Source organism: Pseudonocardia autotrophica, from assembly GCF_003945385.1.
Classification (GTDB): Bacteria; Actinomycetota; Actinomycetes; order Mycobacteriales; family Pseudonocardiaceae; genus Pseudonocardia; species Pseudonocardia autotrophica.
Map to the genome: position 1 here is coordinate 1,978,019 of NZ_AP018920.1, position 23,041 is coordinate 2,001,059.

Sequence of the window (23,041 nt, forward strand, 5' to 3'; positions counted from 1 at the left end):
TTCCTCCTGTTACGTCCCGCCGCAGACCGGGGCCATCGTCGCACAGCGACCGCACCGGGGATGATGGGCAGTGATGAAGTCACTCGTCGTGGTGGGCAGCACCGGTTCGATCGGCACCCAGGCCCTCGATGTGATCACCCGGGCCGGTGGGTTCACCGTCTCCGGGCTGGCCGCGGGCGGATCGGACGTGGACCTGCTGGTGTCCCAGGTCCGCGCGCACCGCGTCGGGCGGGTCGCGGTCGCGTCCGCCTCGGCGGCGGCCCGGCTGCGGGAGGAGTTGCCGGGCGTCGAGGTGCTCGACGGCCCGGACGCCGCGACCGAGCTGGTCACCGCCTGCGGCGCCGACATCGTGCTGAACGGCATCACCGGCTCCCGCGGCCTCGGCCCGACCCTGGCCGCGCTCGCCACCGGCGCCCGGCTGGCGCTGGCGAACAAGGAGTCGCTGGTCGCCGGTGGTCCGCTGGTGCTCGCCGCGGCCGAACCCGGGCAGATCGTGCCGGTCGACTCCGAGCACTCGGCGCTGGCGCAGTGCCTGCGTGGCGAGCGGGTCGCCGAGGTGGATCGGCTGGTGCTGACCGCGTCCGGCGGGCCGTTCCGCGGCCGCACCAGGGACTCGCTCGCCGGCGTCACCGTCGAGCAGGCGTTGCAGCACCCGACCTGGGCGATGGGCCCGGTCGTCACGATCAACTCGGCGACGCTGGTGAACAAGGGCCTCGAGGTGATCGAGGCGCACCTGCTGTTCGGGGTGCCCTACGACCGGATCGACGTCACCGTGCACCCGCAGTCGATCGTGCACTCGATGGTCACCTTCGCCGACGGCTCGACGATGGCCCAGGCGTCGCCGCCGGACATGCGGCTGCCGATCGCGCTGGCGCTGGGCTGGCCGGACCGCATCGCCGGCGCCTCGGCGCCGTGCCGCTGGGACACCGCGCAGAGCTGGACCTTCGAGCCCCTCGACGACGACGCGTTCCCCGGAGTGCGGCTGGCCCGCGCCGCCGGGACCGCGGGGGGCTGCCTGCCCGCGGTGCTGAACGCGGCGAACGAGGAGCTGGTCGAGGCGTTCGTGCGCGGCCGGATCGGCTACCTCGGGATCACCGATCTGCTCGCCGAGGTCCTGGAGGCGGCCGACACCTGGACGGGTGACCCGGCTACCGTTACGGACGTGCTGGCGGCGGAGGAATGGGCCCGCGCCCATGCGAGGGAGAAGGCGGGTTCGTGACCATCTTCTGGACGATCGTCGGGATCGCGATCTTCTTCGTCGGGCTGCTGATTTCGATCGCCTGGCACGAGCTGGGGCACTTCGCCACCGCCCGCTGGTTCGGGATCAAGGTCCCCGAGTTCATGGTCGGCTTCGGCCGCACGATCTGGTCGGTGAAGCGCGGCGAGACCGAGTACGGGATCAAGGCGATCCCGCTCGGCGGCTACGTCCGGATGATCGGGATGCTGCCCCCGGCGCCCGGGAAGACGCTCGGCCGCAGCCGGCGCACCGGCCCGTTCCAGGGCCTGATGGACGACGCCAGGGCGCAGTCCCGGCTGGACGTGCTGCCCGAGGACGCCGACCGGCAGTTCTGGACCCGGTCGCCGTGGAAGCGGATCGTCGTGATGTTCGCCGGGCCGTTCATGAATCTGATCCTGGCGGTCGGGCTGTTCGCGGTCCTGCTGATGGGAGTCGGGCAGGCGACCGACGGCACCCGCATCCGGGACGTCAGCGAGTGTGTCGTCCCGGCGAGTGTCGCCGCGACACAGGAGGTCGAACAGTGCCCGGTGGACGCGCCGCCCACCCCCGCAGCCGGCGCCGGGCTGCTCCCCGGCGACCGGGTCGTGAGCTTCGCGGGCCGGGCCATCGAAGAGGCGCAGGGCCAGCAGCTGCGTGAGGCGATCCGGGTCGCTTCGGGCCCGACGCCGATCGTCGTCGACCGCGACGGTGTGCGGGTCACCACATCGGTGAACATCATCGACAACGAGGTGCAGGACTTCCAGGACTCGACGCGCACCGTGACCGCGGGCTTCATCGGGGTATCGCTGTTGCCCGACTACGTCCGGCAGGGGCCCGGCACCGTGGCGACCGAGATCGGGTCCATGATCGTCCGCACCGGCGAGGCGATCACCAAGATCCCGGAACGCGTCCCCGCCGTCTTCGGTGCCGCGTTCCTCGGTGAGGAGCGCGAGCCGGACAGCCCGGTCGGGGTCGTCGGGGTCTCCCGTATCGGCGGTGAGATCCTCGCCCAGGAAAACGTGCCCTGGCAGCAGGACGTATCACTGTTCCTCGGGCTCCTGGCGGCGGTGAACATCTCGCTGTTCCTGCTCAACCTGCTGCCGATCCCGCCGCTGGACGGCGGGCAGATCGTCCCGGCGATCTGGGAATCGATCAAGCGGAACACCGCGCGTGCGCTGGGGAGACCGGACCCCGGTCCGGTCGACGCGGCCCGGCTCCTCCCGGTGGCCTATGTATTCGTCCTCGTCTTCCTCGGCTTCTCGCTGATCCTCGCGATCGCCGACATCGTCAACCCCGTGCCGTTCTTCGGATGAGCGCCGAGCACAGCCTCCGGCCGCTTGCGGTGTTCGACATCGACGGCGTGCTGGCCGACGTCTCGCACCGGCTGCACTTCCTCGACGTACACCGGTGGGAGAAGTTCTTCGCCGCCGCGCACGCCGATCCGCTGCTCGAGGAGGGTGCGCAGCGGCTGGAGGCGGCGCTGGAGCGCTACGACGTCGTCTACCTGACCGGGCGCCCGGAGCGGAACCGCCGGCTCACCGAGGACTGGCTGGCCGGGTTCGGCCTGGCCACCGGCCCGCTGTACATGCGGCCCGACGACGACCACCGGCCGGCCCGCTACGTCAAGCGCGAGGTGCTGCGCCGCCTGGTCCGTGAGCGGGAGATCGCGATGATCATCGACGACGATCCGGCCGTCGTGCGGGTGCTGGCCGACGACGGCTGGCCGGTCGAGCTCGCCACCTGGCTGCCGCACTCGTCGACGCTGCAGGACGCCCAGGAGAAGCACGGCCGCACCTGACACGGCCGGCCGCGCGGCGTGCGTCCGCTCACCGGGAACGGCGGCCCGGCCGCAGCGATGGGATAGTGGCGATCGTGAGCGTTTCCCTGGGTATGCCGTCCGCGCCCGCGCCGACCCTTGCCCCGCGCCGCAGGACCCGTCAGCTGCAGGTCGGTCAGGTCGGGGTCGGCTCCGAGCACCCGATCTCCGTGCAGTCGATGACGACCACCCTGACCTCCGACATCAACGCGACGCTGCAGCAGATCGCCGAGCTGACCGCGTCCGGCTGCGACATCGTCCGGGTCGCCTGCCCGTCCGCCGACGACGCCGAGGCACTCCCCGCGATCGCGGCGAAGTCGCAGATCCCGGTGATCGCCGACATCCACTTCCAGCCGAAGTACGTCTTCGCCGCGATCGAGGCGGGCTGTGCGGCCGTCCGGGTCAACCCGGGCAACATCCGCAAGTTCGACGACCAGGTGAAGGAGATCGCCCAGGCCGCGAAGGACCACGGCACCCCGATCCGGATCGGGGTCAACGCGGGCTCGCTGGACAAGCGGCTGATGGAGAAGTACGGCAAGGCGACGCCCGAGGCGCTCGCCGAGTCGGCCATGTGGGAGGCGGGCCTGTTCGCCGAGCACGACTTCCACGACATCAAGATCTCGGTCAAGCACAACGACCCGGTCGTCATGGTGCGCGCCTACGAGCTGCTCGCCGAGCAGTGCGACTACCCGCTGCACCTGGGCGTCACCGAGGCCGGCCCGGCGTTCCAGGGCACGATCAAGTCCGCCGTCGCGTTCGGCGCTCTGCTGCGCCAGGGGATCGGCGACACCATCCGGGTCTCGCTGTCCGCGCCGCCGGTCGAGGAGATCAAGGTCGGTCAGCAGATCCTGGAGTCGCTGAACCTGCGTCCGCGCAAGCTCGAGATCGTGTCCTGCCCGTCCTGCGGGCGCGCCCAGGTCGACGTCTACACCCTCGCCGACGAGGTCACCGCCGGTCTGACGGGCATGGAGGTCCCGCTGCGCGTCGCCGTCATGGGCTGCGTGGTGAACGGGCCGGGCGAGGCCCGCGAGGCCGATCTCGGCGTCGCGTCGGGCAACGGCAAGGGCCAGATCTTCGTCAAGGGCGAGGTCATCAAGACCGTCCCCGAGCACAAGATCGTGGAGACCCTGATCGAGGAGGCCATGCGGCTCGCCGAGGAGATGGGTGAGGCCGTCCCGGGCGAACCGCAGGTGACGGTCGGCTGATCGTCGAGCGGCGTGGCATCATGAGTCACGTGCTGAGGGTGGCCGGTGCACGGCTTCTCGACGATCGTCACCGCTCCGGGGTGCACGATGTGCTCGACGCCGACCCCGTCGCCGCCTGCATGGTCGCGGCGCGGGTCGAGGCGGTCGGCCTGGATCCGTGGCGGCTCGGCGGTGAGCTGTGGTCACACGGCGGCCCGGCGGAGGGTCTCTGTTTCTCCGGGGCGAACCTCGTGCCGCTGCGCGGTGAGCGAGCCGCGTTGCGTGCGTTCGCCGACCGGGCCCGCCGCGCCGGCCGGGCCTGCTCGTCGCTGGTCGGCCGCGCCGAGCTGGTGCTGCCCATGTGGGACGAGCTGTCATCGGTCTGGGGCCCGGCCCGCGAGGTCCGCCCGGACCAGCCGCTGATGACGCTCACCGGCATGCCGGCCGTCCCGCCGGATCCGCACGTGCGGCCGGTCCGGATCGACGAGCTGGACCGCTACCTGCCGGCCGCGGTCGCGATGTTCACCGAGGAGGTCGGCGTCGACCCGCGCGACGGCGACGGCGGTGCCGGCTACCGCGCCCGGGTCGCCGAGCTGATCACCTCCGGCCGGGCGTTCGCCCGGTTCCAGGACGGTGAGGTCGTGTTCAAAGCCGAGATCGGCGCGTTGTCCCGGCAGGTCGGTCAGATCCAGGGGGTCTGGGTGCACCCGGCGTGGCGCGGACACGGCTTCGGCACCTCGGGCACCGCATCGGTCGCGGTGGCGCTGGGAGCGATGGGTCGCTGCGCGAGCCTCTACGTCAACGCGTTCAACTCGCCGGCCCGCGCCGCGTACCGGCGGGTCGGGTTCGCCCAGGTCGCGCAGTTCGCCACGGTCCTGTTCTGAGCCTCGGCCCGGACCCTCGCGCGCGGTGAGCGGAGCCGTCATCCCGGCGTGATCCCGGGCCCGTCATACTCGGCGATCGTGCTGCGCTCCCTGCGGAACAGACCGGTCGTGCTCGCCGTCGTGATCGCCGTCCTGGCAACGGCCGGGGTGGTCATCGCACTGCTCCGCCCGTGGGACGGGGCAGGCACCGCCGCCCAGCGCTACACCACCGCATGGGCGGCCGGCGACGTGTCCACCGCGGCCGCGCTGACCAGCGACCCGCAGGGCGCCGCGGTGTACCTGGAGCGGGCCGGCACCGATCTGGGTGCCACGTCGATGACGGCCCGGGTCACCGGTACCCGCACCGACGACGACCGGGCCACCTCCACCGTCGAGGTCGACTGGGACCTCGGCCAGGGCCGTCGCTGGACCTACACCCTGGAGCTGCCGCTGCTCGCCGCCCCGGAGACGGCCACGAACGACACCGGCTGGGCGGTCGACTGGTCCCCGGCGGCGTTCGCCCCCGGCCTGGGCGACGGGCAGCGCCCGGTCAACCGCACCGTGAACGCCGAGCCCGCACCGGTGCTCGACGCGTCCGGGGCGACCCTGCTCGCGCCCGTCCCGGTCGTCTCGATCACCCTGGACCCCAGGCAGGGTGACCTCGCGCAGACGGCGTCGGCACTCGGCCCGGCACTGGGCGGGATCGACCCGGCGATCACCGCGCGCAGCATCACCGACGGGGCGAACAACACCCCGGAGGGTCAGGCGTACACCGCCGCCGTGCTGCGCGAACCCGACTACGAGCGGGTCCGCGAGCGGATCGAGGACCTGCCCGGCGTGCGGTTCGTCCGCTCGACCCGGCTGCTGCCGCCGGACTCCGGATTCGCCGGCCAGGTGATCCAGGGTGCGCGGACCGAGATCGACCGGGCCGCCGGTGGTACCCCCGGCTGGTCGGTCGACGCGGTCGGTCCCGACGGTGCCACGGCGTCGTCGCTGGTGGGAGCACCGCCGACGCCGGGGGCGCCGGTCACCCTGGAGCTGGACCGCACCGTGCAGGAGGCCGCACAGGGCGCCGTGGACGGCGAGTCGCGGCAGGCGATGATCGTCGCGATCCGGCCGTCGACGGGGGCGGTGCTGGCCGTCGCGCAGAACGCCGCGGCGGACCGGGACGGTGCGCTCGCGCTCACCGGGCGCTACCCGCCCGGGTCCACCTTCAAGATGGTCACCGCCTACGGGGCGATGCCCGCCGAGAACCTGACCCCGCAGTCGCCGGTGGAGTGCCCCGGCAGCACCGTGATCGACGGCCGTACCCTTCCCAACGAGGACTCGTTCGCGCTGGGCACGGTCCCGTTGCAGCAGGCGTTCGCCCGGTCCTGCAACACGACGTTCTCCCGGCTCGCGCTCGGCCTGCCGCCGGAGGGCCTGCCCGAGGCGGGCCGCGCGCTCGGCTTCGGCGCGGACTGGACGATCCCGGGGATGACGACGATCACCGGCTCGGTCGACGCCGCCACCGACGATCTGCAGCGGTCCGTCGACGGCATCGGGCAGGGCGACGTGCTGGCGTCCCCGTTCGGGATGGCGATGGTGTCGGCGACGATCGAGCACGGGGCTCCGGTCACCCCGACACTGATCCGCGGCCTCCCGACGGAGGCGACGGTCGCCCCCGGCACGCCGGATCCGGCCGTGCTCGACCAGCTCCGTCCGATGATGCGGGCCGTCGTCACCTCCGGGACCGCGACCGCCGCGAACGGGCAGGGCGAGGTGTTCGGCAAGACCGGGACCGCCGAGTACGCGGGGCCGGACGGGACCAACCGCGCGCACGGCTGGTTCACCGGCTACCGCGGCGACCTGGCGTTCGCGACGCTGATCGTGGACGGCGGCTCGTCCGGCCCGGCGGTGGGGCTGTCGGCACGGTTCCTGGCCGGGGTGCCCCGCTGACCTGCTGATCACGAATCGGGAACCGGGACGTTCGCCGGGCGGACGTTCCGGTTCCGGATCCGCGATCACCGCCGGGGGAACGCTCTTGCCCCGCCGCCTACCCTGGTCGGCGTGCATCCGAGCCGGATCCCCGCCCTGGCGCTCGCCGCCGACCTGGTCGCGGTCGTGGTGTTCGCCGCCGTCGGCCGGATCAGTCACGCCGAGGCGGACAGCCTGATCGGCCTCGCCGGGACCGCGCTGCCGTTCCTGATCGGTGCCGCGGTCGCCTGGGCCACCCCGTGGGTGCGGGCCTCGCCGGCATCGCTGCAGGCCGGGTTCGTGGTGCTGGCGCTGACCGCGGGGATCGGGTTCCTGCTGCGGCTGGGGTTCCTCGGGCGGCTGCCGCTGTCGTTCGCGGTCGTCGCCGTGGTGTCGCTGGCGGTGCTGCTGCTCGGCTGGCGCGGACTGTCCGGGACGGTGGCCCGGCTGCGCGGGCCACGCGAGCCGTCGCACGGCTGACCGGGCCGGGCGAGCCGTCCCGGGGTCACACCCCGCGGCCCGGCCGGGACGGCGGGACGAGGCATACCATGGAACGCATGGCCACGCGCACGTTGCTCGTCCCCGGCACACCGACCCCGATCCGTGAGGTGCCGGCGCACATCCCGCGGCCCGAGTACGTGGGCAAGTCCTCCCCGGCACGCAGCCGGCGCGGCGACGTGCAGACCCCCGAGACGATCGAGCTCATGCGGCACGCCGGCAAGGTCGCCGCGGAGGCGCTGCGGCTGGCGGGGGAGACGGTCCGGCCCGGCATCACCACCGACGAGATCGACCGGGTGGTCCACGAGTTCCTGATCGACTCGGACGCCTACCCGTCGACGCTGGGCTACCGCGGCTTCCCCAAGTCCTGCTGCACCAGCCTCAACGAGGTCATCTGCCACGGCATCCCGGACACCACCGTGATCAACGACGGCGACATCGTGAACGTCGACGTCACCGCCTTCATCGGCGGCGTGCACGGTGACACCAACGCCACGTTCCTGGCCGGGGACGTCGCGGAGGAGCCGCGGCTGCTGGTCGAGCGCACCCGCGAGGCCACCATGCGGGCGATCAAGGCGGTCCGCCCGGGCCGCGAGTTGAACGTCGTCGGGCGGGTCATCGAGTCCTACGCGAAGCGCTTCGGCTACGGCGTCGTCCGCGACTTCACCGGGCACGGCATCGCCCACGAGTTCCACTCCGGGCTGGTCGTGCTGCACTACGACCAGCCCGACGTGCACACCGTCCTCGAGCCGGGGATGACCTTCACCATCGAGCCGATGATCACCCTCGGCGGGATCGACCACGACACCTGGGACGACGACTGGACCGTCGTCACCCAGGACAAGTCGTGGGTCGCGCAGTTCGAGCACACGATCGTCGTCACCGACGACGGCGCGGAGATCCTCACCCTGCCCTGAGCTCACACCCCGTCGCCCCGGTTCACACCCCACGCAGCGGGTGCGAACCGGGGCGAAGGGGTGTGAGCTCGGGCGGCGGGCCGCGTCGACCGGACGGCGTCCGTCCGAACGTGCAGTTCGGCCGGGCCTCAGGCGGCGGGGCGCTGCCGCAGCGCCGCGAGCGCGTCGTCGGCGTGCCGGGTCATCGCGGTCTCGGAGCCGATCTCGGCGAGGATCCGGCGGTCGGTGTCGATCACGAAGGTGCGCCGGCGGGTGTGGAAGTTGCCCGGCAGCCAGGCCCGCCACGCCCCGAACGACTTCGCCACGGTGTGGTCGGCGTCGGACAGCAGCGGGAACGACAGCGCGTTGGCGGCGGCGAACATGCCCTGTTTGTCGACCCGGTCGCTGGAGATCCCGACGGGCTGCGCGCCCAGCTCGGCGAACTCCGCGGACAGGTCCCGGAAGTGGCAGGCCTCCTGGGTGCAGCCGCTCGTCATCGCGGCGGGGTAGAAGAAGAGCACCACCGGCCCGTCGGCGAGCAGCGCGCTCAGCCTCCGCGGGGTGCCGGTCTCGTCCTGCAGTTCGAAGTCGGTCGCGAGCTCGCCGACGGCCATGGTGTCTCCTCGTAGCGGGTGGGGGATCACCCCGTGTTCGTTCCGGCGGGGGTCTCCGGTTCGATGATCATCAGCTTCTCATCCCGCGCGGTTCGCCGCCCGCGGCGGAAGCGGGAGGAACCCGCTGGTCCGGCGGACGTAGTCGGCGTAGCCGGGCCGGCGCTCGGCGATGTCGCGTTCCAGCAGGGCCGCGCCGGTGCCGCGGACCAGGTTCACGGTGATCGCCGCGACGCCGACGAGGCCGATCAGCCCGGCCGGGTGGTGCAGCGCGATGATGCCCAGCCCCCACCAGACACAGGCGTCGCCGAAGTAGTTCGGATGCCGGGTGAAGCGCCACAGGCCGGTGTCGAGCACGGCGCCGCGGTTGCCGGGATCGGCGGTGAACCGGGCGAGCTGCGCGTCGCCGACGGCCTCGAAGCCGAACCCGGCCGCCCACACGAGCACACCGAGCACCGTCACCGCGACACCCCAGCCGCCGATCGCGCCGTAGGCGGCGAGCTGCACCGGCAGCGACACGACCCACATCACCGCGCACTGGGTCAGGTAGATCTTGCGGAACGCGCTGCCCGGTGCCGTGGCGAGCAGCTCGACATAGCGCCGGTCCTCACCGCGGCCGCGGTTGCGACGGGCGATGTGCCAGGCCAGCCGCCCGCCCCACAGCGCCACGAGCAGCACCACCAGCCAGCGCCGCCAGGCCGGGCCGGCGGGATCGAGCACCGTCGCGGACACCGCGGTGACCAGCGCGATCAGCACGAACCCGAGACCCCAGACGATGTCGGCGCCGTCGTGCCGCCCGCGCCGCACGCCGATCGTGTACGCGAGCAGCGCCAACCCGATCACCGCGACCGCGGTGATCCCGAGGTTCGCGCCCCAGGCCGCCCAGGGGTACGGGCTCACCGGAGCGTGACCTGCCCGGAGCCGGTGGGCGCCGCGTCCACCGCCGGATCGAGACCGACGATGCCGGTGCGGCTGCGCGGCAACCCGGACGTGCCGTCCGAGCCGGGGCGTACGGCCAGGATCTGGTGCACACCCATCCGGTTCTCCTCGAACGCCAGCGCCGCACCGGCCAGGTACAGCAGCCAGATCCGCCACTGTTCCTCGCCGATCATCCGGGTCGCGGTCTCCCGGTGCCGCTGCAGCGTGTCCAGCCAGGGCCGCACGGTCCAGACGTAGTGCTCGCGCAGCGAGTGCACGTCGACGATCTCGTGCCCGGCCCGCTCCAGGAACCCGAGGGTCTCGCCGAGCGGGCGCATGTACATGTCCGGCGCCACGTAGGACTCCATGAAGGCGCCGCCACCCGGTGCGGTGTTCGCCCCGGCCGCTCCGCGCGACATCTGCTGCAGCAGCAGGCGTCCGTGCGGGCGCAGCAGACGGTGCAGCTGCTCGGCGTAGACGCCGTAGTTCTCCTGCCCGACGTGCTCGCCCATCTCGATCGAGGCGACCGCGTCGAACTGCTCGGCGGGTACGGCCCGGTAGTCCTGCAGCCGGATCTCCACCCGCTCGGCCAGCCCGGCCCGGCGGACCCGTTCGACGCCGTAGTCGCGCTGCTGCGCGGACAGCGTGACACCGGTGGCGTGCACGCCGTAGTGCTCGGCGGCGTGCACCAGCAGCGAGGCCCAGCCGCAGCCGACGTCGAGCAGCCGCATCCCGGGCCCGAGGCCGAGCTTGCGGCAGATCAGGTCCAGCTTGTCGCGCTGGGCGTCGACCAGGCCGTAGTCGGGGCCCTCGTCACGGGTCCAGTAGCCGCAGGAGTACGCCATCTGCGGATCGAGCAGGAAGGCGTAGAACTCGTTGGACAGGTCGTAGTGGTGGCTGATCGCGTCCCGGTCACGACGACGGGTGTGCAGCCGGCCACCGATCCGCGCCTCCGAGGCGGGCGGCTTCGGCGGCGGCCCGATCGCGCCCAGCCGGGCGGCGGTGCGCAGCGCGCCCAGCTTCTGGCGCGCCGAGGGCCGCAGCGCGCCGGTGCCGGGACGGGCGATCGCCCAGAACCGGGACAGCCCGTCCGCGACGTCGCCGTCGACCGACAGATCGCCGGAGACGAACGCGCGGGCCAGGCCGAGCTCACCCGGTGCCCACAGCAGCCTGCGCAGCGCGCGGCGCCGGTGCACGATCACGGTCGGCGGGTGCGGGTCGTCGGCGGTGCCCCGGTGACCGGCCTCGCTGCCGTCCCAGGCCCGCAGCCGGACCGGGAGCGGGGCACCGAGCACGTCCTCCAGCAGTGCGGCGAGCCGGGCCGCGGGGGTGGCGCTCACGAGGACGCTCCCGGGCGGCGCTGCAGCGAGAACTGCACGACGTCGAGGTAGCCGACCCGGAAGCCCGCCTCGCAGTAGCCGAGGTAGAACTCCCACATCCGGCGGAAGGTCTCGTCGAACCCGAGCGCGGCGACGTCCTCCCAGCGGTCCAGGAAGCTCTCCCGCCAGTGCCCCAGGGTGCGGGCGTAGTCGTAGCCGAGGCTGCGCCGCTCGGCGATCCGCAGGCCGGTGTCGGCGGCCAGGTTCTGCTCGATCGAGGTGACCGATGGGATCAGGCCGCCGGGGAAGACGTACTTGTGGATCCAGGTGTAGTCGTCCTTGGAGACGACCATCCGCTCGTGCGGCATCGTGATCGACTGCAGGCCGACCCGGCCGCCGGGGGCGAGCAGCCGGTCGAGCGCGGCGAAATAGGTGGGCCAGTAGTCCTCACCGACCGCCTCGACCATCTCGACCGAGACGACCGCGTCGTAGGAGCCGCGTGCCTCCCGGTAGTCGCGCAGCAGCACCTGCACCCGGTCGGCGACGCCGGCCTCGGCGATCCGCTGCTCGGCGAGATCCTTCTGCTCCTGCGAGATCGTCAGGGTGGTCACCCGGGCACCGCGCTGCGCGGCCCGCACCGCGAGCCCGCCCCAGCCGGTCCCGATCTCCAGCACGTGCATCCCGTCCCGCACGCCCGCCATGTCCAGGACGCCGTCCATCTTGCGCTGCTGGGCGAGCACCAGATCGTCCGAGCCGTCGGCGAACCAGCCCGACGAGTAGGACATGGTCTCGTCGAGGAACAGCGCGAACAGCTCGTTGGACAGGTCGTAGTGGCGGTGGATGTTCTCCCGGGAGCCCTCCAGCGAGTTGACCTCCTCGGACGGCTGCCGGGCCTCGGCGAACCGCCGCCCGAGCCGTTGCAGAGTGGGCGGGACCAGCGTCGACAACCGGGCCGCGAACGGCGTCAGCAGGCCGGGCAGGTCGGTGGTCGTCCAGTCGCCGACCATGTAGGACTCGCCGAAGCCGATCTTGGAGTTGGCGCCGAGCCGGGCGAAGAACGCGGCGGGCCGCTCGATCCGCATGACCGGGCTGTCCGGGCCGCCGGCGCCGATCCGCTCGCCGCCGGGCAGCACCACCCGGACCGGCAGGCTGCGCACCGCGTTGCGGAACAACGACTCGGCGATCCGGGCCTTGACCGGGGCGACCGGCGGGGTCGCCAGCCCGGGCCAGACGCCCTCGTTCGGGCGCGGCACGGCGTGCGTGCGGCGCCGGGCGTTCCGAGCCGGTGCGGGCACCGGCAGCTCGTGCTGCATGGTCATCGGGAGACACCTTCCTCGGAGCGGTCTGATGCGGGTGGCCGTGGCACGACCGGTAGCCGGCGCAGCCACAGCGCGATGCCGTGCAGCCGGATGAGCAGTGACGTGCGACGGGTGACGAACGGCCTGCGCAGCAGCGCGCGGACGATCTCGCGGGTGCCCGCCGGCCGGCGGGTGCCGGCCAGCGTGGCGGTCAGTGCGGGACGCCCGTCCTGGTGCAGGGTGACGGCGACGGCGAGCCGGTCGCCGGGCAGCGGGAGATGCATCGTGTAGTAGCCCCGCGTCTCCAGGAACGGCGAGACGTAGAACTCCTTGTCGGCGTGGGCCCGCCCGTGCTCGTCGGGCCGGAGCAGATAGCAGTGCCGCCCGCCGTAGGTGTTGTGCACCTCCGCGACGACGCAGGCGAGGCTGCCGTCGGCGCGATGGCACCAGAACACCGAGATCGGGTTGAACACGTGCCCCAGTTCCCGGGCGTGCGCGAGCATCAGCACCCGGCCGCCGGTGAGGTCGATCCCGTACCCGGCGAGCAGGTTCCCGATGTTGGCCCGGATGCTCAGCTCCGGATCGCCGACGTGATCGGCGGCCCGGAACCGGGCGAACGGGCGCAGCCAGAACGGCAGCTCGGGCAGCTCGTCCAGGTCGACCAGCCAGAGGTGGATCCGGTGGGCGAAGGTGGTGTGGACGTCGCGGTGCCGGGCGTGCCGGACCTGCGCGTCGTAGATCGCGGGGGCCGGGTTCATCGGGCGCCCCACTCGACGCCCAGCGCGCGGGCGGCCCGCACACCCGACGCGCAGCCGTCCTCGTGGAAGCCCCAGCCGTGGTAGGCACCCGCGAACGCGGTGACCGGGGTGTTCAGCTCCGGCAGCCGGCGCTGCGCGGCCACCGAGGCCGGCGTGTAGACCGGGTGCTCGTAGGTCATCCGGGCGACGACGGTGGCCGGATCGACCCGGCCCGCCGCGCCGAGGGTGACGACCCAGTCGTCGGGATCGGTGAGCCGCATCAATCGGTTCATGTCGTAGCTGACCAGGACCGGTGCGTCCGCGGTGGGGGAGCAGGCCGGCTTGAGGTAGTTCCAGGACGCCCGCGCGCCCGCGGCCCGCGGGAGCAGCGAGGTGTCGTGGTGCAGCCAGGTCTCGTTGCGGGAGTAGCCGAACGAGCCGAGCACCGCCCGCTCGTCGGCGGTGGCGTCGTCGCCGAGGATGCGCAGCGCCTGGTCCGGGTGGGTGGCGACGACCACCTTGTCGAACCCGGCGAGCCCGTCGGCGTCGTCCCGGATCTCGGCGCCGGCCGGAGTGCGCAGCACCGACCGCACCGGGGTGGAGGTCCGGACGGCCGGGAGCTGCTTGACGATCTGCTCCACATACGACCGTGAGCCACCGGTGACGGTGCGCCACTGCGGGGATCCGCCGATCGCGAGCATCCCGTGGTGGTCGAGGAAGGTGAACAGGTACCGGGCCGGGTAGTCCAGCGAGAGCGCCGCACCGGCCGACCACACGCAGGAGACGACCGGGATCATGAAGTGGTCGACGAAGTAGCGGGAGTAGCCACCGATCGCCAGGAACGCCCCGAGCGTGACGTCGCCGGCCATGTCGTCGTGCAGCACCCGCCGGGCGTGCCGGTGGAAGCGGGTCACCTCACCGAGCATCCGCAGGTACTGCGGCCGGACCAGGTTCGACGCCCGCGGGAACAGCCCACCGATCCGGCGTGCCCCGGCGTACTCCAGCCCGCAGCCGTCGCACCGGACCGACATCGACATGTCGGAGTCCTGGGTGGCGACGCCGAGCTCGCCGAAGAGCCGGAGCAGGTTCGGGTAGGTCCGGTCGTTGTGCACGATGAAGCCGGTGTCGACGGCGGTGATCCCGCCGTCGGAGGTGGTGAGCTCGTGGGTGTGCGCGTGCCCACCGGGCCGGGCGTCGGCCTCGTAGAGGGTGACGTCGTGGGTGGCGGCGAGAAGGTGCGCGGCGGTCAGGCCGGACACTCCGCTGCCCACCACCGCGACGGTCGGCCGACCGGTCATCGTCTCGCTCCTCCTGCTGTCGGGGTGCACCGGCGGCTCAACGGCGTGCCGGTTCCAGCGCGACCCGCAGCCCGGCGGGCGCGGGTTCTGTCATGGCATTCGAGATGACCGGGTCCCGGGGTTCGGCCCCGAGCTCACCGAGTACGAACCGGGACACCAGCGACGTCCAGTCGGCGGCCCGGCGGAGCATCGCGTGCCCGTCGCCGTGCACGTCGAAGCGCGCGACCCGGTCGGTGACCTCGCGGGCCCGCAGCGCGTAGGCGTACGACGCCGCCGGGTCCGTCATCCGTTCCCGGTCGCCGTGCGCGATCAGCACCGCCCGCCCGGCGAGCTGGGCGACCGGATCGGTGTCGTCCAGCCACGGCGCGAGACCGCAGACCGCGACCACACCGGCAGCGCCCGCGGCGCCCAGCACGGCGCGCCCGCCCATCGAGTGCCCGACCAGCACGACCGGACGTCCGGGGTGGCGGTCGGTGAGCTCGCGAACGGCCCACTGCACATCGCGCAGGGCGTCCATCGCGGGGCCGTTCCAGCCGCGGACCCGGTAGCGGAGCAGATGCGTGGCGATCCCGGAGCCCAGCCCGGTGCGGTGCTCCCGCCCGGCCCGTTCCACGGCGCGTGCGAACGGCGGCATCCGGCGGTAGGCCAGCCCGCGCCGCCGGGCCGGTGCGGTGGAGTGCGCCCGCCCGCCGTGGGCGACGAGGACGACACCGGCCGGGGCCGGATGTGTCCGGCCTGCGGTCTCCAGCCAGGGCATCGGGTCGGGCACTGCTCACCTCACGGGGACGGGTGCGGGTTCACCGGTGGTTCGTCCGGGGCGGCGGTCGTGGCCCGGTCGTTGGGACCGGCATCACACCGGCGGCGGTGGACCGCGGCCCCGGCGACTCGGTGGGATGGCGGCCGCAGGTCACCGGCCGGGGCGGGCCGGCTCCGTGCAAGCACGGACGCGCCGGCGGGCCGGGCCGGTGATGATCGGCGGGTCGTACCCGGTGGATCCGGCGGCCGGACAGCGACGAGGATGAGGGGGCGTCCCCGGCACGGCCGGATCAGCAGGGGACACCGACTACGAGGAGCGCAACGATGGGCATGCCACCGGAGCTGACGGTGCGGCAGCGGATCGCGGCCACGCTGCGGCGGCGGCACCGCGGGTCGGGATTCTGGTTCGGTCTGGCGATCGCGGTGATCTGGCCGTTCGTGCTGTGGGGCACCCGGCTGGGCTGGCGGGGCGGCGAGCACCTGCCGCGCACCGGGGGCGCGCTGCTGGTGGCCAATCACGTCTCGTTCTCCGACCCGATCTTCGACATCGCGTTCGGCACCACGCACGGCCGGATGCCGCGGTTCATGGCCAAGTCGGAGCTGTGGAGCGTGCCGGTGGTGAAGTGGGTGCTCGGCGGGGGCGGGCACATCCCGGTGTACCGGGCGTCGAAGCGGGCGACCGAGTCGTTCGCCGGTGCGATCGACGCGCTGGAGCGGGGCGAGATCGTCGCCGTCTATCCGGAGGGCACCTACACCGCCGACCCGGCCGGCTGGCCGATGAAGCCGAAGAACGGCGTCGCCCGGATCGCGCTGCGCTCCGGCGCCCCGGTGATCCCGATGGCGAACTGGGGCACCCAGGACTTCCTGCCCGCCGAGGGACGGCCGAGCTTCCGCCCGCGCAAGCGGATCGGCATCGCGCTCGGCCCGCCCGTCGACCTGTCGGAGTTCGAGGGGCGGCCGCTGACCCGCAGCACCCTGGACGCCGCCACGAAGAAGATCATGGACGAGGTCACCACGCTGCTCGAGGGGATGCGCGACGAGACCCGCCCGGCCACGCCGTTCGACCCGGAGCAGGTCGACCGCGGCGAGACCCCGGGGGATCCGGTGGGCCCGGCCGAGCGCGCGGCGAGCTGACCGCGCCGCCGCGGCTCCCGCACCCGGACCCGGACCCGGGTCGGGGCTGGGCCGGGCCTAGATCTCCAGGCCCAGCAGGGCGTTCTCGACGACCTCGGGCAGCGCCGGGTGGATCCAGTACTGCTCGGTGGCCAGCGCCCGCGCGTCCTGCCCGAACACCATCGCCTGGATCAGCTGCTGGATCAGGGTGGACGCCTGCGGGCCCAGGATGTGCGCACCGAGCAGCCGCCCGGTGCCCTTCTCCGCGACTATCTTGCAGAGGCCGGTGCGGTCCTCCATCGCCCAGCCGTAGGCGACGTCGCCGTAGTTCTGCACCTTCACCGTGACGTCGAGCCCCTGCTCACGGGCCTCGGTCTCGGTGAGCCCGACCGAGGCGATCTGCGGCTCGGTGAACACCGCCGACGGGACGAGATCGTGGTTCGTCGCACGCAGCTCGGACGGGTGGCTCAGGTTGTGCCCGACGATCTTCGCCTCGTGGTTGGCGACGTGCTTGAGCTGGTGCGGCGAGCTGACGTCGCCGAGCGCCCACACGTTCTCGGCGGAGACGCTGCGCTGGAACTCGTCGACGGCGACCCGGCCGTCGGCGTGCATCGTGATCCCGGCCCGGTCGAGATCCATCCGGTCCCCGTTGGGGATCCGCCCGGTCGCGACCAGCAGGGTGTCGGCGACGACCTCGGAGCCGTCGTCGAGGGTGATCGTCACCTCGCCGCTCCCGCCGGACCCGTCGCCGGACAGCGCGGTCACCTGCCGCCCGAGCCGGCAGTCCCAGCGGGCCGCGGCGATCTCGGTGAAGCGCTCGGAGAGCGTGTCGTCGAGGTGGCGCAGCAGCCGCGGGCCGCGGGCGATCACGGTGACCTCGGCGCCGAGTGCGGAGAACACGTGGGCGAACTCGCTGCCGATGAAGCCGCTGCCCACGATCGCGAGCCGCCGCGGGACGGCGTCGATCCGCATCACGGTGTCCGACGTCTCGAACGGCACCCCGGAGGCCTCGATCGCGGCCGGGACGGTGGGCCGCGAGCCTGCGGCGAGCACCACCCGGTCCGCGGTGACGACGTCGGTGCCCGAGCCGTCGGTCCGGTCGACGGCGAGCTCGCGCTCACCGGTGAACCGGGCGTGCCCGAAGTACACGGTGACGTTCGGGCTGCGCTCCACCCGGTACTCCCGGCCGCCGGCGGAGATCGGGTCGATCCGGCCGAACACCCGGTCCCGGATGTCGGTCCAGCGGATCTTGTCGACGCTCGCGTCGACGCCGTAGGTGTGCGCGTGCCGGACGGTCTCGGCGACGTCGGCGGCGTAGACGTACATCTTGGTGGGGATGCAGCCGACGTTCAGGCAGGTGCCGCCGAACACCCCGTGTTCGACCAGCGCCACGTCCAGCCCGGCGAACCGCTCGTCGAGGAAGGTGTTGCCGGAGCCGGTGCCGATGACGACCAGATCGTGGTGGGACACACCGCGAGGCTAACCGCTTCCGCTGCGGCCGGGCCGTCTGGTACCCAGGGCCGGTGACCGTGCACACGCAGGGCGCCACGGTGCGCCGCAGCTGGGCGTCCGATCTCGACACCGGAACGCTGTACGCGCTGCTCGCGCTGCGCACCGAGGTGTTCGTCGTCGAGCAGGAATGTCCCTACCAGGAGCTCGACGGCCGCGACCTGGAACAGCGGACCCGGCACTACTGGCTGGCCGCCGACCGCGGCGGCACCGTCGAGATCCTCGCCACCCTCCGGCTGCTGAAGGAGCCCGGCGGCGGTTACCGGATCGGCCGGGTCTGCACCCGGCTCGACGCTCGCGGCAGGGGCCTCGGGCACCGGCTGATGGACGCGGCGCTGGCCGAGGTCGGCGACCGGCAGTGCGTGCTGGACGCCCAGCAGGCGCAGGAGGCCTTCTACGCGCGGCACGGCTTCGTCGTCGCGGGGGAGTCGTTCGTGGAGGACGGGATCCCGCACGTCCCGATGGCCAGGGGCTGACTCGCCGGTCCGGGCGGACCCGCGGCGGCCCCACCTCGCCCGGCGGCGCGGCGGGGACGGTGATCCCGGCTCGAGTCGACGGCGCAGCACGGGATCGGGAGCTGCCACCGGGAGGCGTGCTCCGTACTCAGCCCGCGGCCCGCTTGCGGACGTCCGGCGGGAAGGCGCCGGCCTCGACGCAGGCGTCGGACCAGCGGTCGAGCCGCTCGGTGACCGACGGCAGGTCGTCGCCCAGTGCGGCGACCAGATCGGCCTGGGCGGCGTCGGTGGCGTCCTCGACGGCGGCCCGGAACGCGCGTCCGGCGTCGGTGAGGGCGGTGTCCTGGCCGGTGCCGGTGATCAGGCCGTCGGCGGCGAGCCGGCGGGCGCCCTCGGCGGCCGGCTCCTCCGGCCAGGCCCGGGTGCCGGAGTACTCGCCCAGCGGGTAGCCCACCCACAGCTCGGCCAGAATGCCCATCCGGACCGGGTCCAGCCCGGCCGCGACGGCGGCGGCGAGGTGGCCGTCGCCGCGGTGCTCGCGGACCAGGTCGGCGGCCCGCCACAGCCGCCCGGCCGGTTCGGTGGGGCGGGGACGGGCACGCAGCGCGGAGAACAGCGGCCGCCCGGCGCCGGACACGGCGTCGACGGCGCGTTCCAGGACGGTGGCGGTCGAGTCGATCTCCGGGTCGTCGCCGAGGATCCCGGCCAGGCTCGCCGCGGTCGCCGCGTCCCGGATCCGCAGGTGCTCCGACACCGGTAGCAGCGAGCGGCCACGGATCCAGGTCTCGCCGACGAAGCCGGGCTCGAACACGGCGAACGTGGCGGCGACGAGCTGCGGTGGCGCGTCGGCGCCGAGCGGGCCGGCCCGGCCGGTCACGTAGGCGGAGAAGAAGTCGTGGCCGTACTCCGCGGCCGCGTCGCCCACCGCTCGGGCCCACACGTCGTGCATGGCGACCGGCTCCAGCGCGTCGCGCAGCGCCCGGGCCGGTCCGCCGCCGCGCACCGGGCCGGGCGTGCCGATTCCCTCGGGAGTGGCGGCGAAGAACAGCCTGACGGCCTCGGCGTGGTCCACGGGGCGCTCCTCACGACGGACGGCGACAGTGCCGTACGGCAGCGGCCGTACCGGACGGGCCCGGCACGGTTCGGTCGCGCACGATACAACGGATGACCCACCCGATCGGCGTGCCGCCGCCCGCGCGCCGCCGGGCGGTCGCGGCCGGTGGTGGGCGATACTCCCGGGCCGGAGACGATCGTGGAGGGTGTACGTGAGCGACGACCGACGGGGCGGGGATCGGCCCGCATGGGGCCGGGTCGGGCCGGAGGACCCCACCGCGGATCCGGAGACCCATCCCGCATTGCGGGTCCCGGAGCCCTCGACCGAGATCGAGCCGTCCGAGCAGCCGACCGTGGCCGTGCCGACCGGGGAGCCGCAGCCCGCGGGCGACGACAGCACGACGGTGCGTCGCTCGATCCCGCACAGCCGCACCGGCGGTCTGTGGGCGACGCTGATCCTCTCCGCCGTCGTGCTGATCTTCCTGCTGATCTTCATCGTGCAGAACACGACGCCGGTGGTGATCAACTTCCTGTGGCTGAGCGGCACCCTGCCGACCGGCGTGGCGCTGCTGTTCGCGGCGATCGCCGGGATCCTGCTGGTCGCGGTCCCGGGGACCGGCCGGATCATCCAGCTGCGCCGCGAGGCCCGGAAGCACTGAGCTCCGCAAACACTGGGCGCCGGAAGCACTGAGCTCCGGAAGCACTGGGCTCCGGAAGCACTGGGCGCCGGAAACACTGGGCTCCGGAAGCACCGAGCTCCGGAGCGCTGTGGCTCGGAGGCGCCGTGGCCGGGAAACACCGAGGCCCGCAACTACTGAGAACCGGCCGCGGCGGTGACCGCCGCGGCCGGTTCCGTGTCGCGTGTCCTGCGTTCGGTGTCCCGTCGCCGGGACCGGCCGGGACCAGCGTGTCTCCTGATCCCCGGGACCAGGTGACGATCGCCTTCGCGTGGTAGGCCGGGGCGAGCGCGTCGTAGCGGGTCGCCAGGCCATGTCATCGTGCGAAGCCGCGTTCGACGCCAACCGTGCGTTCAGAGCGGCCGGCAGACTGATCATGACAGCCGAGTTGGCCGGGCCGGGCCCGGAGCTCGTCGTCGTTCAGCCACCGGGTCGCCGGGGTCGCCTCGCCCTGCTTCGCCGTGTCCGTCACGAGTGCATGCTGGTGCTCCGTCGCAGAACGTTCAGGGCCGAACTCGGCGGCCCGGCCGCCCGCTCGCGGCGTTGCCGAATGAGCCGAGTACCTCCGGTACCGGGCTCGTCCGGCGCCTTGCGGGCGGAACGCCTGGATCCAGCGATTCCGACCCCAACCCTCCGGCGACGAGACACCAATCGACTTGTTGACACTTCAAGTCCGTGGGCGTACATGTTGAAGTATCAAGTTCGAGGGTGTTCGTCCGGAGGGAAGAGCAGATGCGGAGCACGTCGCTGGGGGGTCTCGAGGTCTCGCGGATCGGCCTGGGGGTGATGGGGATGTCGGGGTTCTATACCGGTGCTGGTCGGGATGAGGCCGAGTCGGTCCGCGCGGTTCATCGTGCGATCGATCTCGGTGTCACGCATCTGGATACGGCGGAGGGGTATGGGCCGTTCGTCAACGAGGAGTTGCTCGGGCGTGCTGTGCGCGGTCGCCGTGAGCGGGTCGTGCTCGCCTCGAAGTTCGGCATGATCTCGCATGCCGGCCGGTCCGTTCCGGACGGCACGTCCGCGAACGTGCGTGCCGCGCTGGAGGGGTCGCTGCGTCGGCTCGGAACCGACTATGTCGACCTCTACTACCAGCACCGGGTGGATCCGGACACGCCGATCGAGGAGACGGTCGGCGCGCTGGGTGAGTTGGTGGCGCAGGGGAAGGTGCGCCATATCGGGCTCTCGGAGGCTGCGGCGGGGACGATCCGTCGGGCGCATGCGGTCCACCCGGTGGCCGCCGTGCAGACCGAGTACTCGCTCTGGACCCGCGATGTCGAGACCGACGTGCTGCCCACGCTGCGCGAGCTGGGGATCGGGTTGGTTCCCTATGCACCGCTCGGGCACGGATTTCTCACCGGCGGCATCCGCTCCCTGGATGGTCTGGACGAGACCGACTGGCGTCGCACGAATCCGCGGTTCACCGGGGGCAATCTCACGCGCAATCTACGCATCGTGGACGGGGTGCGGGCGGTTGCGAGTGACGCCGGTGTGACGGCGGCGCAGGTCGCGTTGGCCTGGTTGCTCGCGCAGGGGGAGGGGGTCGCTCCCATTCCTGGTACGACGCGTGTCGAGCGGCTCGCGGAGAACTGTGCGGCGGACGAGGTCCGGCTCACCGCTGCGCAGCTCGCCCGGCTCGACGAGCTGGTTCCGGCCTCTGGCGACCGCCATCGGGAGTCCGACATGGCGTCCATCGACCGATGAGCACGCCGCAGACAAGGGGCCGCCCGACACACCGTCGGCGGCCGGCAGCACACGAACGGAGCCGAACACCGTGACGCACCATCCGATCCGCGTCGGCATCATCGGGGCCGACACGAAGGCGAGCTGGGCAGGTGCCGCACACGTGCCCGCGCTCGCAGCGCAACCGCAGTTCGAGCTGGCGGCGGTGGCCACCCGGCGGGCGGAGAGCGCGCGTGGTGCGGCCGAGGTCTTCGGTGCCGGCCGCTGGTTCGCCGACCCGTTCGAGCTCATCGCCGACCCGGCGATCGACCTGGTCACCGTGGCCGTCAAGGTCCCGGCCCATCGGGATCTGGTGCTCGCCGCCCTCGCCGCGGGCAAGGCACTCTACTCGGAGTCCCCGCTGGGCACCTCCGTGGCCGAGACCGAGGAGATGGCCGCCGCGGTCGGTCCGCTGCACACCGCGATCGGCTTGCAGGGCAGGCACAACCCGTCGGTCCGGCGGGCTGCCGGGATCGTCGCCGAGGGCCGGCTGGGCCGGTTGCTCTCGGCGCGTGTCACCGCCACGACGTTCGGGAACGGCCCGGAGTCGGCGAGCGCCTACGAGTACTTCGACAAGGCGGAGGCCGGTGCCGGCCTGCTGCAGATCGCCGCGGCGCACGTCCTCGACGTGGTCGAGGCGGTGCTCGGTGACATCACCGAGGTCGATGCCCGCACCGAGCTGCTCTGGCCCGAGGTGGCGCTCGCCGACACCGGCGCGACCACCGTCCGCGAGGTGCCCGACCACCTCGACGCCGTCGTGAAGACGGGATCGGGTGCCCCCGTCAGTGTGCAGGTGCTGGCCGGCGTGCCGGTACAGGAAGCGGAGTTCCGGCTGGAAGTCCGCGGCACAGCGGGCCGGCTGATGCTCACCGGGAACCACCCCGCCGGGGTCCAGGTCGGTGACCTCACGTTGAGCTCCGACGTCGAGTTCGCCGCACCCGACCTGCCGGTCGCCTCGGGCACGGGCCCGACCGCCGCCGAGATCTGGACCGGCGCGTCGATCAACGTGGGCGAGGTGTACGCGAGCCTGGCGCGCGACCTCACCGAGGGGACACATCGGACGCCCGGGTTCCGGCACGCCGCGCACAACAGCCGGCTCGTCGCGCGGGTGGCGGAGGCCGCGAGGACCGGGATCCGGCAGTAGAT

22 protein-coding genes are annotated in these 23,041 nt (G+C 73.0%); 13 read left to right on the forward strand and 9 right to left on the reverse strand.

Annotation, left to right across the window (positions count from 1 at the left end):
- Positions 1-73: 73 nt before the first annotated feature.
- The 8 genes from dxr to map all read left to right on the forward strand — a co-directional run bounded on the left by dxr (position 74) and on the right by map (position 8,450).
- Complete coding sequence (gene dxr, locus Pdca_RS09510; RefSeq protein ID WP_085912425.1) at positions 74-1,219, forward strand: 1-deoxy-D-xylulose-5-phosphate reductoisomerase; 1,146 nt, start codon at positions 74-76, stop codon at positions 1,217-1,219.
- Positions 1,216-2,529 carry a M50 family metallopeptidase gene (locus Pdca_RS09515; protein WP_085912426.1) on the forward strand — a complete coding sequence of 438 codons (1,314 nt, stop codon included), beginning with the start codon at positions 1,216-1,218 and terminating at the stop codon, positions 2,527-2,529. Before dxr ends, Pdca_RS09515 begins: the two co-directional genes overlap by 4 nt.
- Positions 2,526-3,014 (forward strand): phosphatase domain-containing protein, encoded by a 489-nt coding sequence (locus tag Pdca_RS09520; RefSeq protein ID WP_085912427.1) that lies wholly within the window; start codon positions 2,526-2,528, stop codon positions 3,012-3,014. The genes Pdca_RS09515 and Pdca_RS09520 overlap by 4 nt, the downstream gene beginning before the upstream one ends.
- Before the next feature lie 74 nt (positions 3,015-3,088).
- Positions 3,089-4,237: a flavodoxin-dependent (E)-4-hydroxy-3-methylbut-2-enyl-diphosphate synthase gene (gene ispG / locus Pdca_RS09525; RefSeq protein ID WP_174824285.1), complete on the forward strand. Its 1,149-nt coding sequence runs from the start codon at positions 3,089-3,091 to the stop codon at positions 4,235-4,237.
- Between the two features lie 29 nt (positions 4,238-4,266).
- The gene (locus Pdca_RS09530; RefSeq protein WP_085912429.1) at positions 4,267-5,100 is read left to right on the forward strand and encodes a GNAT family N-acetyltransferase; all 834 of its coding nucleotides are present in this window, start codon (positions 4,267-4,269) and stop codon (positions 5,098-5,100) included.
- Between the two features lie 78 nt (positions 5,101-5,178).
- Positions 5,179-7,017 carry a penicillin-binding transpeptidase domain-containing protein gene (locus Pdca_RS09535; RefSeq protein WP_158092128.1) on the forward strand — a complete coding sequence of 613 codons (1,839 nt, stop codon included), beginning with the start codon at positions 5,179-5,181 and terminating at the stop codon, positions 7,015-7,017.
- A 111-nt stretch (positions 7,018-7,128) separates the two neighbouring features.
- Positions 7,129-7,515, forward strand: a complete 387-nt coding sequence (locus Pdca_RS09540) for a DUF3054 family protein (RefSeq protein ID WP_232021491.1) — start codon at positions 7,129-7,131, stop codon at positions 7,513-7,515.
- A gap of 77 nt (positions 7,516-7,592) precedes the next feature.
- Positions 7,593-8,450 carry a type I methionyl aminopeptidase gene (map, locus tag Pdca_RS09545; protein WP_085912432.1) on the forward strand — a complete coding sequence of 286 codons (858 nt, stop codon included), beginning with the start codon at positions 7,593-7,595 and terminating at the stop codon, positions 8,448-8,450.
- A gap of 128 nt (positions 8,451-8,578) precedes the next feature.
- Here the strand turns inward: map and Pdca_RS09550 are convergent, their stop codons facing one another.
- The 7 genes from Pdca_RS09550 to Pdca_RS09580 form a co-directional block, all read right to left on the reverse strand.
- The gene (locus Pdca_RS09550; protein WP_085912433.1) at positions 8,579-9,043 is read right to left on the reverse strand and encodes a peroxiredoxin; all 465 of its coding nucleotides are present in this window, start codon (positions 9,041-9,043) and stop codon (positions 8,579-8,581) included.
- A gap of 78 nt (positions 9,044-9,121) precedes the next feature.
- Complete coding sequence (locus Pdca_RS09555; RefSeq protein ID WP_085912434.1) at positions 9,122-9,940, reverse strand: DUF1295 domain-containing protein; 819 nt, start codon at positions 9,938-9,940, stop codon at positions 9,122-9,124.
- Positions 9,937-11,298 (reverse strand): SAM-dependent methyltransferase, encoded by a 1,362-nt coding sequence (locus tag Pdca_RS09560; RefSeq protein ID WP_085912435.1) that lies wholly within the window; start codon positions 11,296-11,298, stop codon positions 9,937-9,939. Before Pdca_RS09560 ends, Pdca_RS09555 begins: the two co-directional genes overlap by 4 nt.
- Positions 11,295-12,590: an SAM-dependent methyltransferase gene (locus Pdca_RS09565; RefSeq protein WP_232021659.1), complete on the reverse strand. Its 1,296-nt coding sequence runs from the start codon at positions 12,588-12,590 to the stop codon at positions 11,295-11,297. Before Pdca_RS09565 ends, Pdca_RS09560 begins: the two co-directional genes overlap by 4 nt.
- Before the next feature lie 2 nt (positions 12,591-12,592).
- Complete coding sequence (locus Pdca_RS09570; RefSeq protein WP_085912437.1) at positions 12,593-13,333, reverse strand: DUF1365 domain-containing protein; 741 nt, start codon at positions 13,331-13,333, stop codon at positions 12,593-12,595.
- Complete coding sequence (locus Pdca_RS09575; protein WP_085912438.1) at positions 13,330-14,610, reverse strand: NAD(P)/FAD-dependent oxidoreductase; 1,281 nt, start codon at positions 14,608-14,610, stop codon at positions 13,330-13,332. Before Pdca_RS09575 ends, Pdca_RS09570 begins: the two co-directional genes overlap by 4 nt.
- Before the next feature lie 37 nt (positions 14,611-14,647).
- Positions 14,648-15,379 (reverse strand): alpha/beta fold hydrolase, encoded by a 732-nt coding sequence (locus tag Pdca_RS09580; RefSeq protein WP_232021492.1) that lies wholly within the window; start codon positions 15,377-15,379, stop codon positions 14,648-14,650.
- Positions 15,380-15,690: 311 nt separating this feature from the next.
- Between Pdca_RS09580 and Pdca_RS09585 the strand changes: the two genes are divergently transcribed.
- Positions 15,691-16,500 (forward strand): lysophospholipid acyltransferase family protein, encoded by an 810-nt coding sequence (locus Pdca_RS09585; protein ID WP_232021493.1) that lies wholly within the window; start codon positions 15,691-15,693, stop codon positions 16,498-16,500.
- A 57-nt stretch (positions 16,501-16,557) separates the two neighbouring features.
- On the opposite strand, the gene Pdca_RS09590 is transcribed toward Pdca_RS09585, so the two are convergent.
- Positions 16,558-17,949, reverse strand: a complete 1,392-nt coding sequence (locus Pdca_RS09590; protein ID WP_085912440.1) for a mycothione reductase — start codon at positions 17,947-17,949, stop codon at positions 16,558-16,560.
- 53 nt (positions 17,950-18,002) lie between these two features.
- Here Pdca_RS09590 and Pdca_RS09595 point away from each other — a divergent pair, with 53 nt between their 5' ends.
- Positions 18,003-18,464 (forward strand): GNAT family N-acetyltransferase, encoded by a 462-nt coding sequence (locus Pdca_RS09595; RefSeq protein ID WP_085912441.1) that lies wholly within the window; start codon positions 18,003-18,005, stop codon positions 18,462-18,464.
- 127 nt (positions 18,465-18,591) lie between these two features.
- On the opposite strand, the gene Pdca_RS09600 is transcribed toward Pdca_RS09595, so the two are convergent.
- On the reverse strand, positions 18,592-19,515 hold the full coding sequence (locus Pdca_RS09600) for an SCO6745 family protein (protein ID WP_125911336.1): 924 nt from the start codon (positions 19,513-19,515) through the stop codon (positions 18,592-18,594).
- A gap of 193 nt (positions 19,516-19,708) precedes the next feature.
- Here Pdca_RS09600 and Pdca_RS36780 point away from each other — a divergent pair, with 193 nt between their 5' ends.
- From Pdca_RS36780 to Pdca_RS09615, 3 genes are all read left to right on the forward strand, one after another.
- On the forward strand, positions 19,709-20,155 hold the full coding sequence (locus Pdca_RS36780) for a LapA family protein (protein ID WP_125911337.1): 447 nt from the start codon (positions 19,709-19,711) through the stop codon (positions 20,153-20,155).
- Positions 20,156-20,905: 750 nt separating this feature from the next.
- Positions 20,906-21,877 carry an aldo/keto reductase gene (locus tag Pdca_RS09610; RefSeq protein ID WP_085912520.1) on the forward strand — a complete coding sequence of 324 codons (972 nt, stop codon included), beginning with the start codon at positions 20,906-20,908 and terminating at the stop codon, positions 21,875-21,877.
- Positions 21,878-21,947: 70 nt separating this feature from the next.
- The gene (locus Pdca_RS09615) at positions 21,948-23,039 is read left to right on the forward strand and encodes a Gfo/Idh/MocA family protein (RefSeq protein ID WP_085912444.1); all 1,092 of its coding nucleotides are present in this window, start codon (positions 21,948-21,950) and stop codon (positions 23,037-23,039) included.
- Positions 23,040-23,041 lie beyond the last annotated feature (2 nt).

What these genes read in the sequence shown, in the direction of transcription:
- Pdca_RS09550 (WP_085912433.1), bottom strand. Translation starts at nt 9,043, where the DNA reads ATGGCCGTCGGCGAGCTCGCGACCGACTTCGAACTGCAGGACGAGACC.
- Pdca_RS09575 (WP_085912438.1), bottom strand. Translation starts at nt 14,610, where the DNA reads ATGACCGGTCGGCCGACCGTCGCGGTGGTGGGCAGCGGAGTGTCCGGC.
- map (WP_085912432.1), top strand. Translation starts at nt 7,593, where the DNA reads ATGGCCACGCGCACGTTGCTCGTCCCCGGCACACCGACCCCGATCCGT.
- dxr (WP_085912425.1), top strand. Translation starts at nt 74, where the DNA reads ATGAAGTCACTCGTCGTGGTGGGCAGCACCGGTTCGATCGGCACCCAG.
- Pdca_RS09565 (WP_232021659.1), bottom strand. Translation starts at nt 12,590, where the DNA reads ATGCAGCACGAGCTGCCGGTGCCCGCACCGGCTCGGAACGCCCGGCGC.
- Pdca_RS09570 (WP_085912437.1), bottom strand. Translation starts at nt 13,333, where the DNA reads ATGAACCCGGCCCCCGCGATCTACGACGCGCAGGTCCGGCACGCCCGG.
- Pdca_RS09610 (WP_085912520.1), top strand. Translation starts at nt 20,906, where the DNA reads ATGCGGAGCACGTCGCTGGGGGGTCTCGAGGTCTCGCGGATCGGCCTG.
- Pdca_RS09520 (WP_085912427.1), top strand. Translation starts at nt 2,526, where the DNA reads ATGAGCGCCGAGCACAGCCTCCGGCCGCTTGCGGTGTTCGACATCGAC.
- Pdca_RS09585 (WP_232021493.1), top strand. Translation starts at nt 15,691, where the DNA reads ATGGGCATGCCACCGGAGCTGACGGTGCGGCAGCGGATCGCGGCCACG.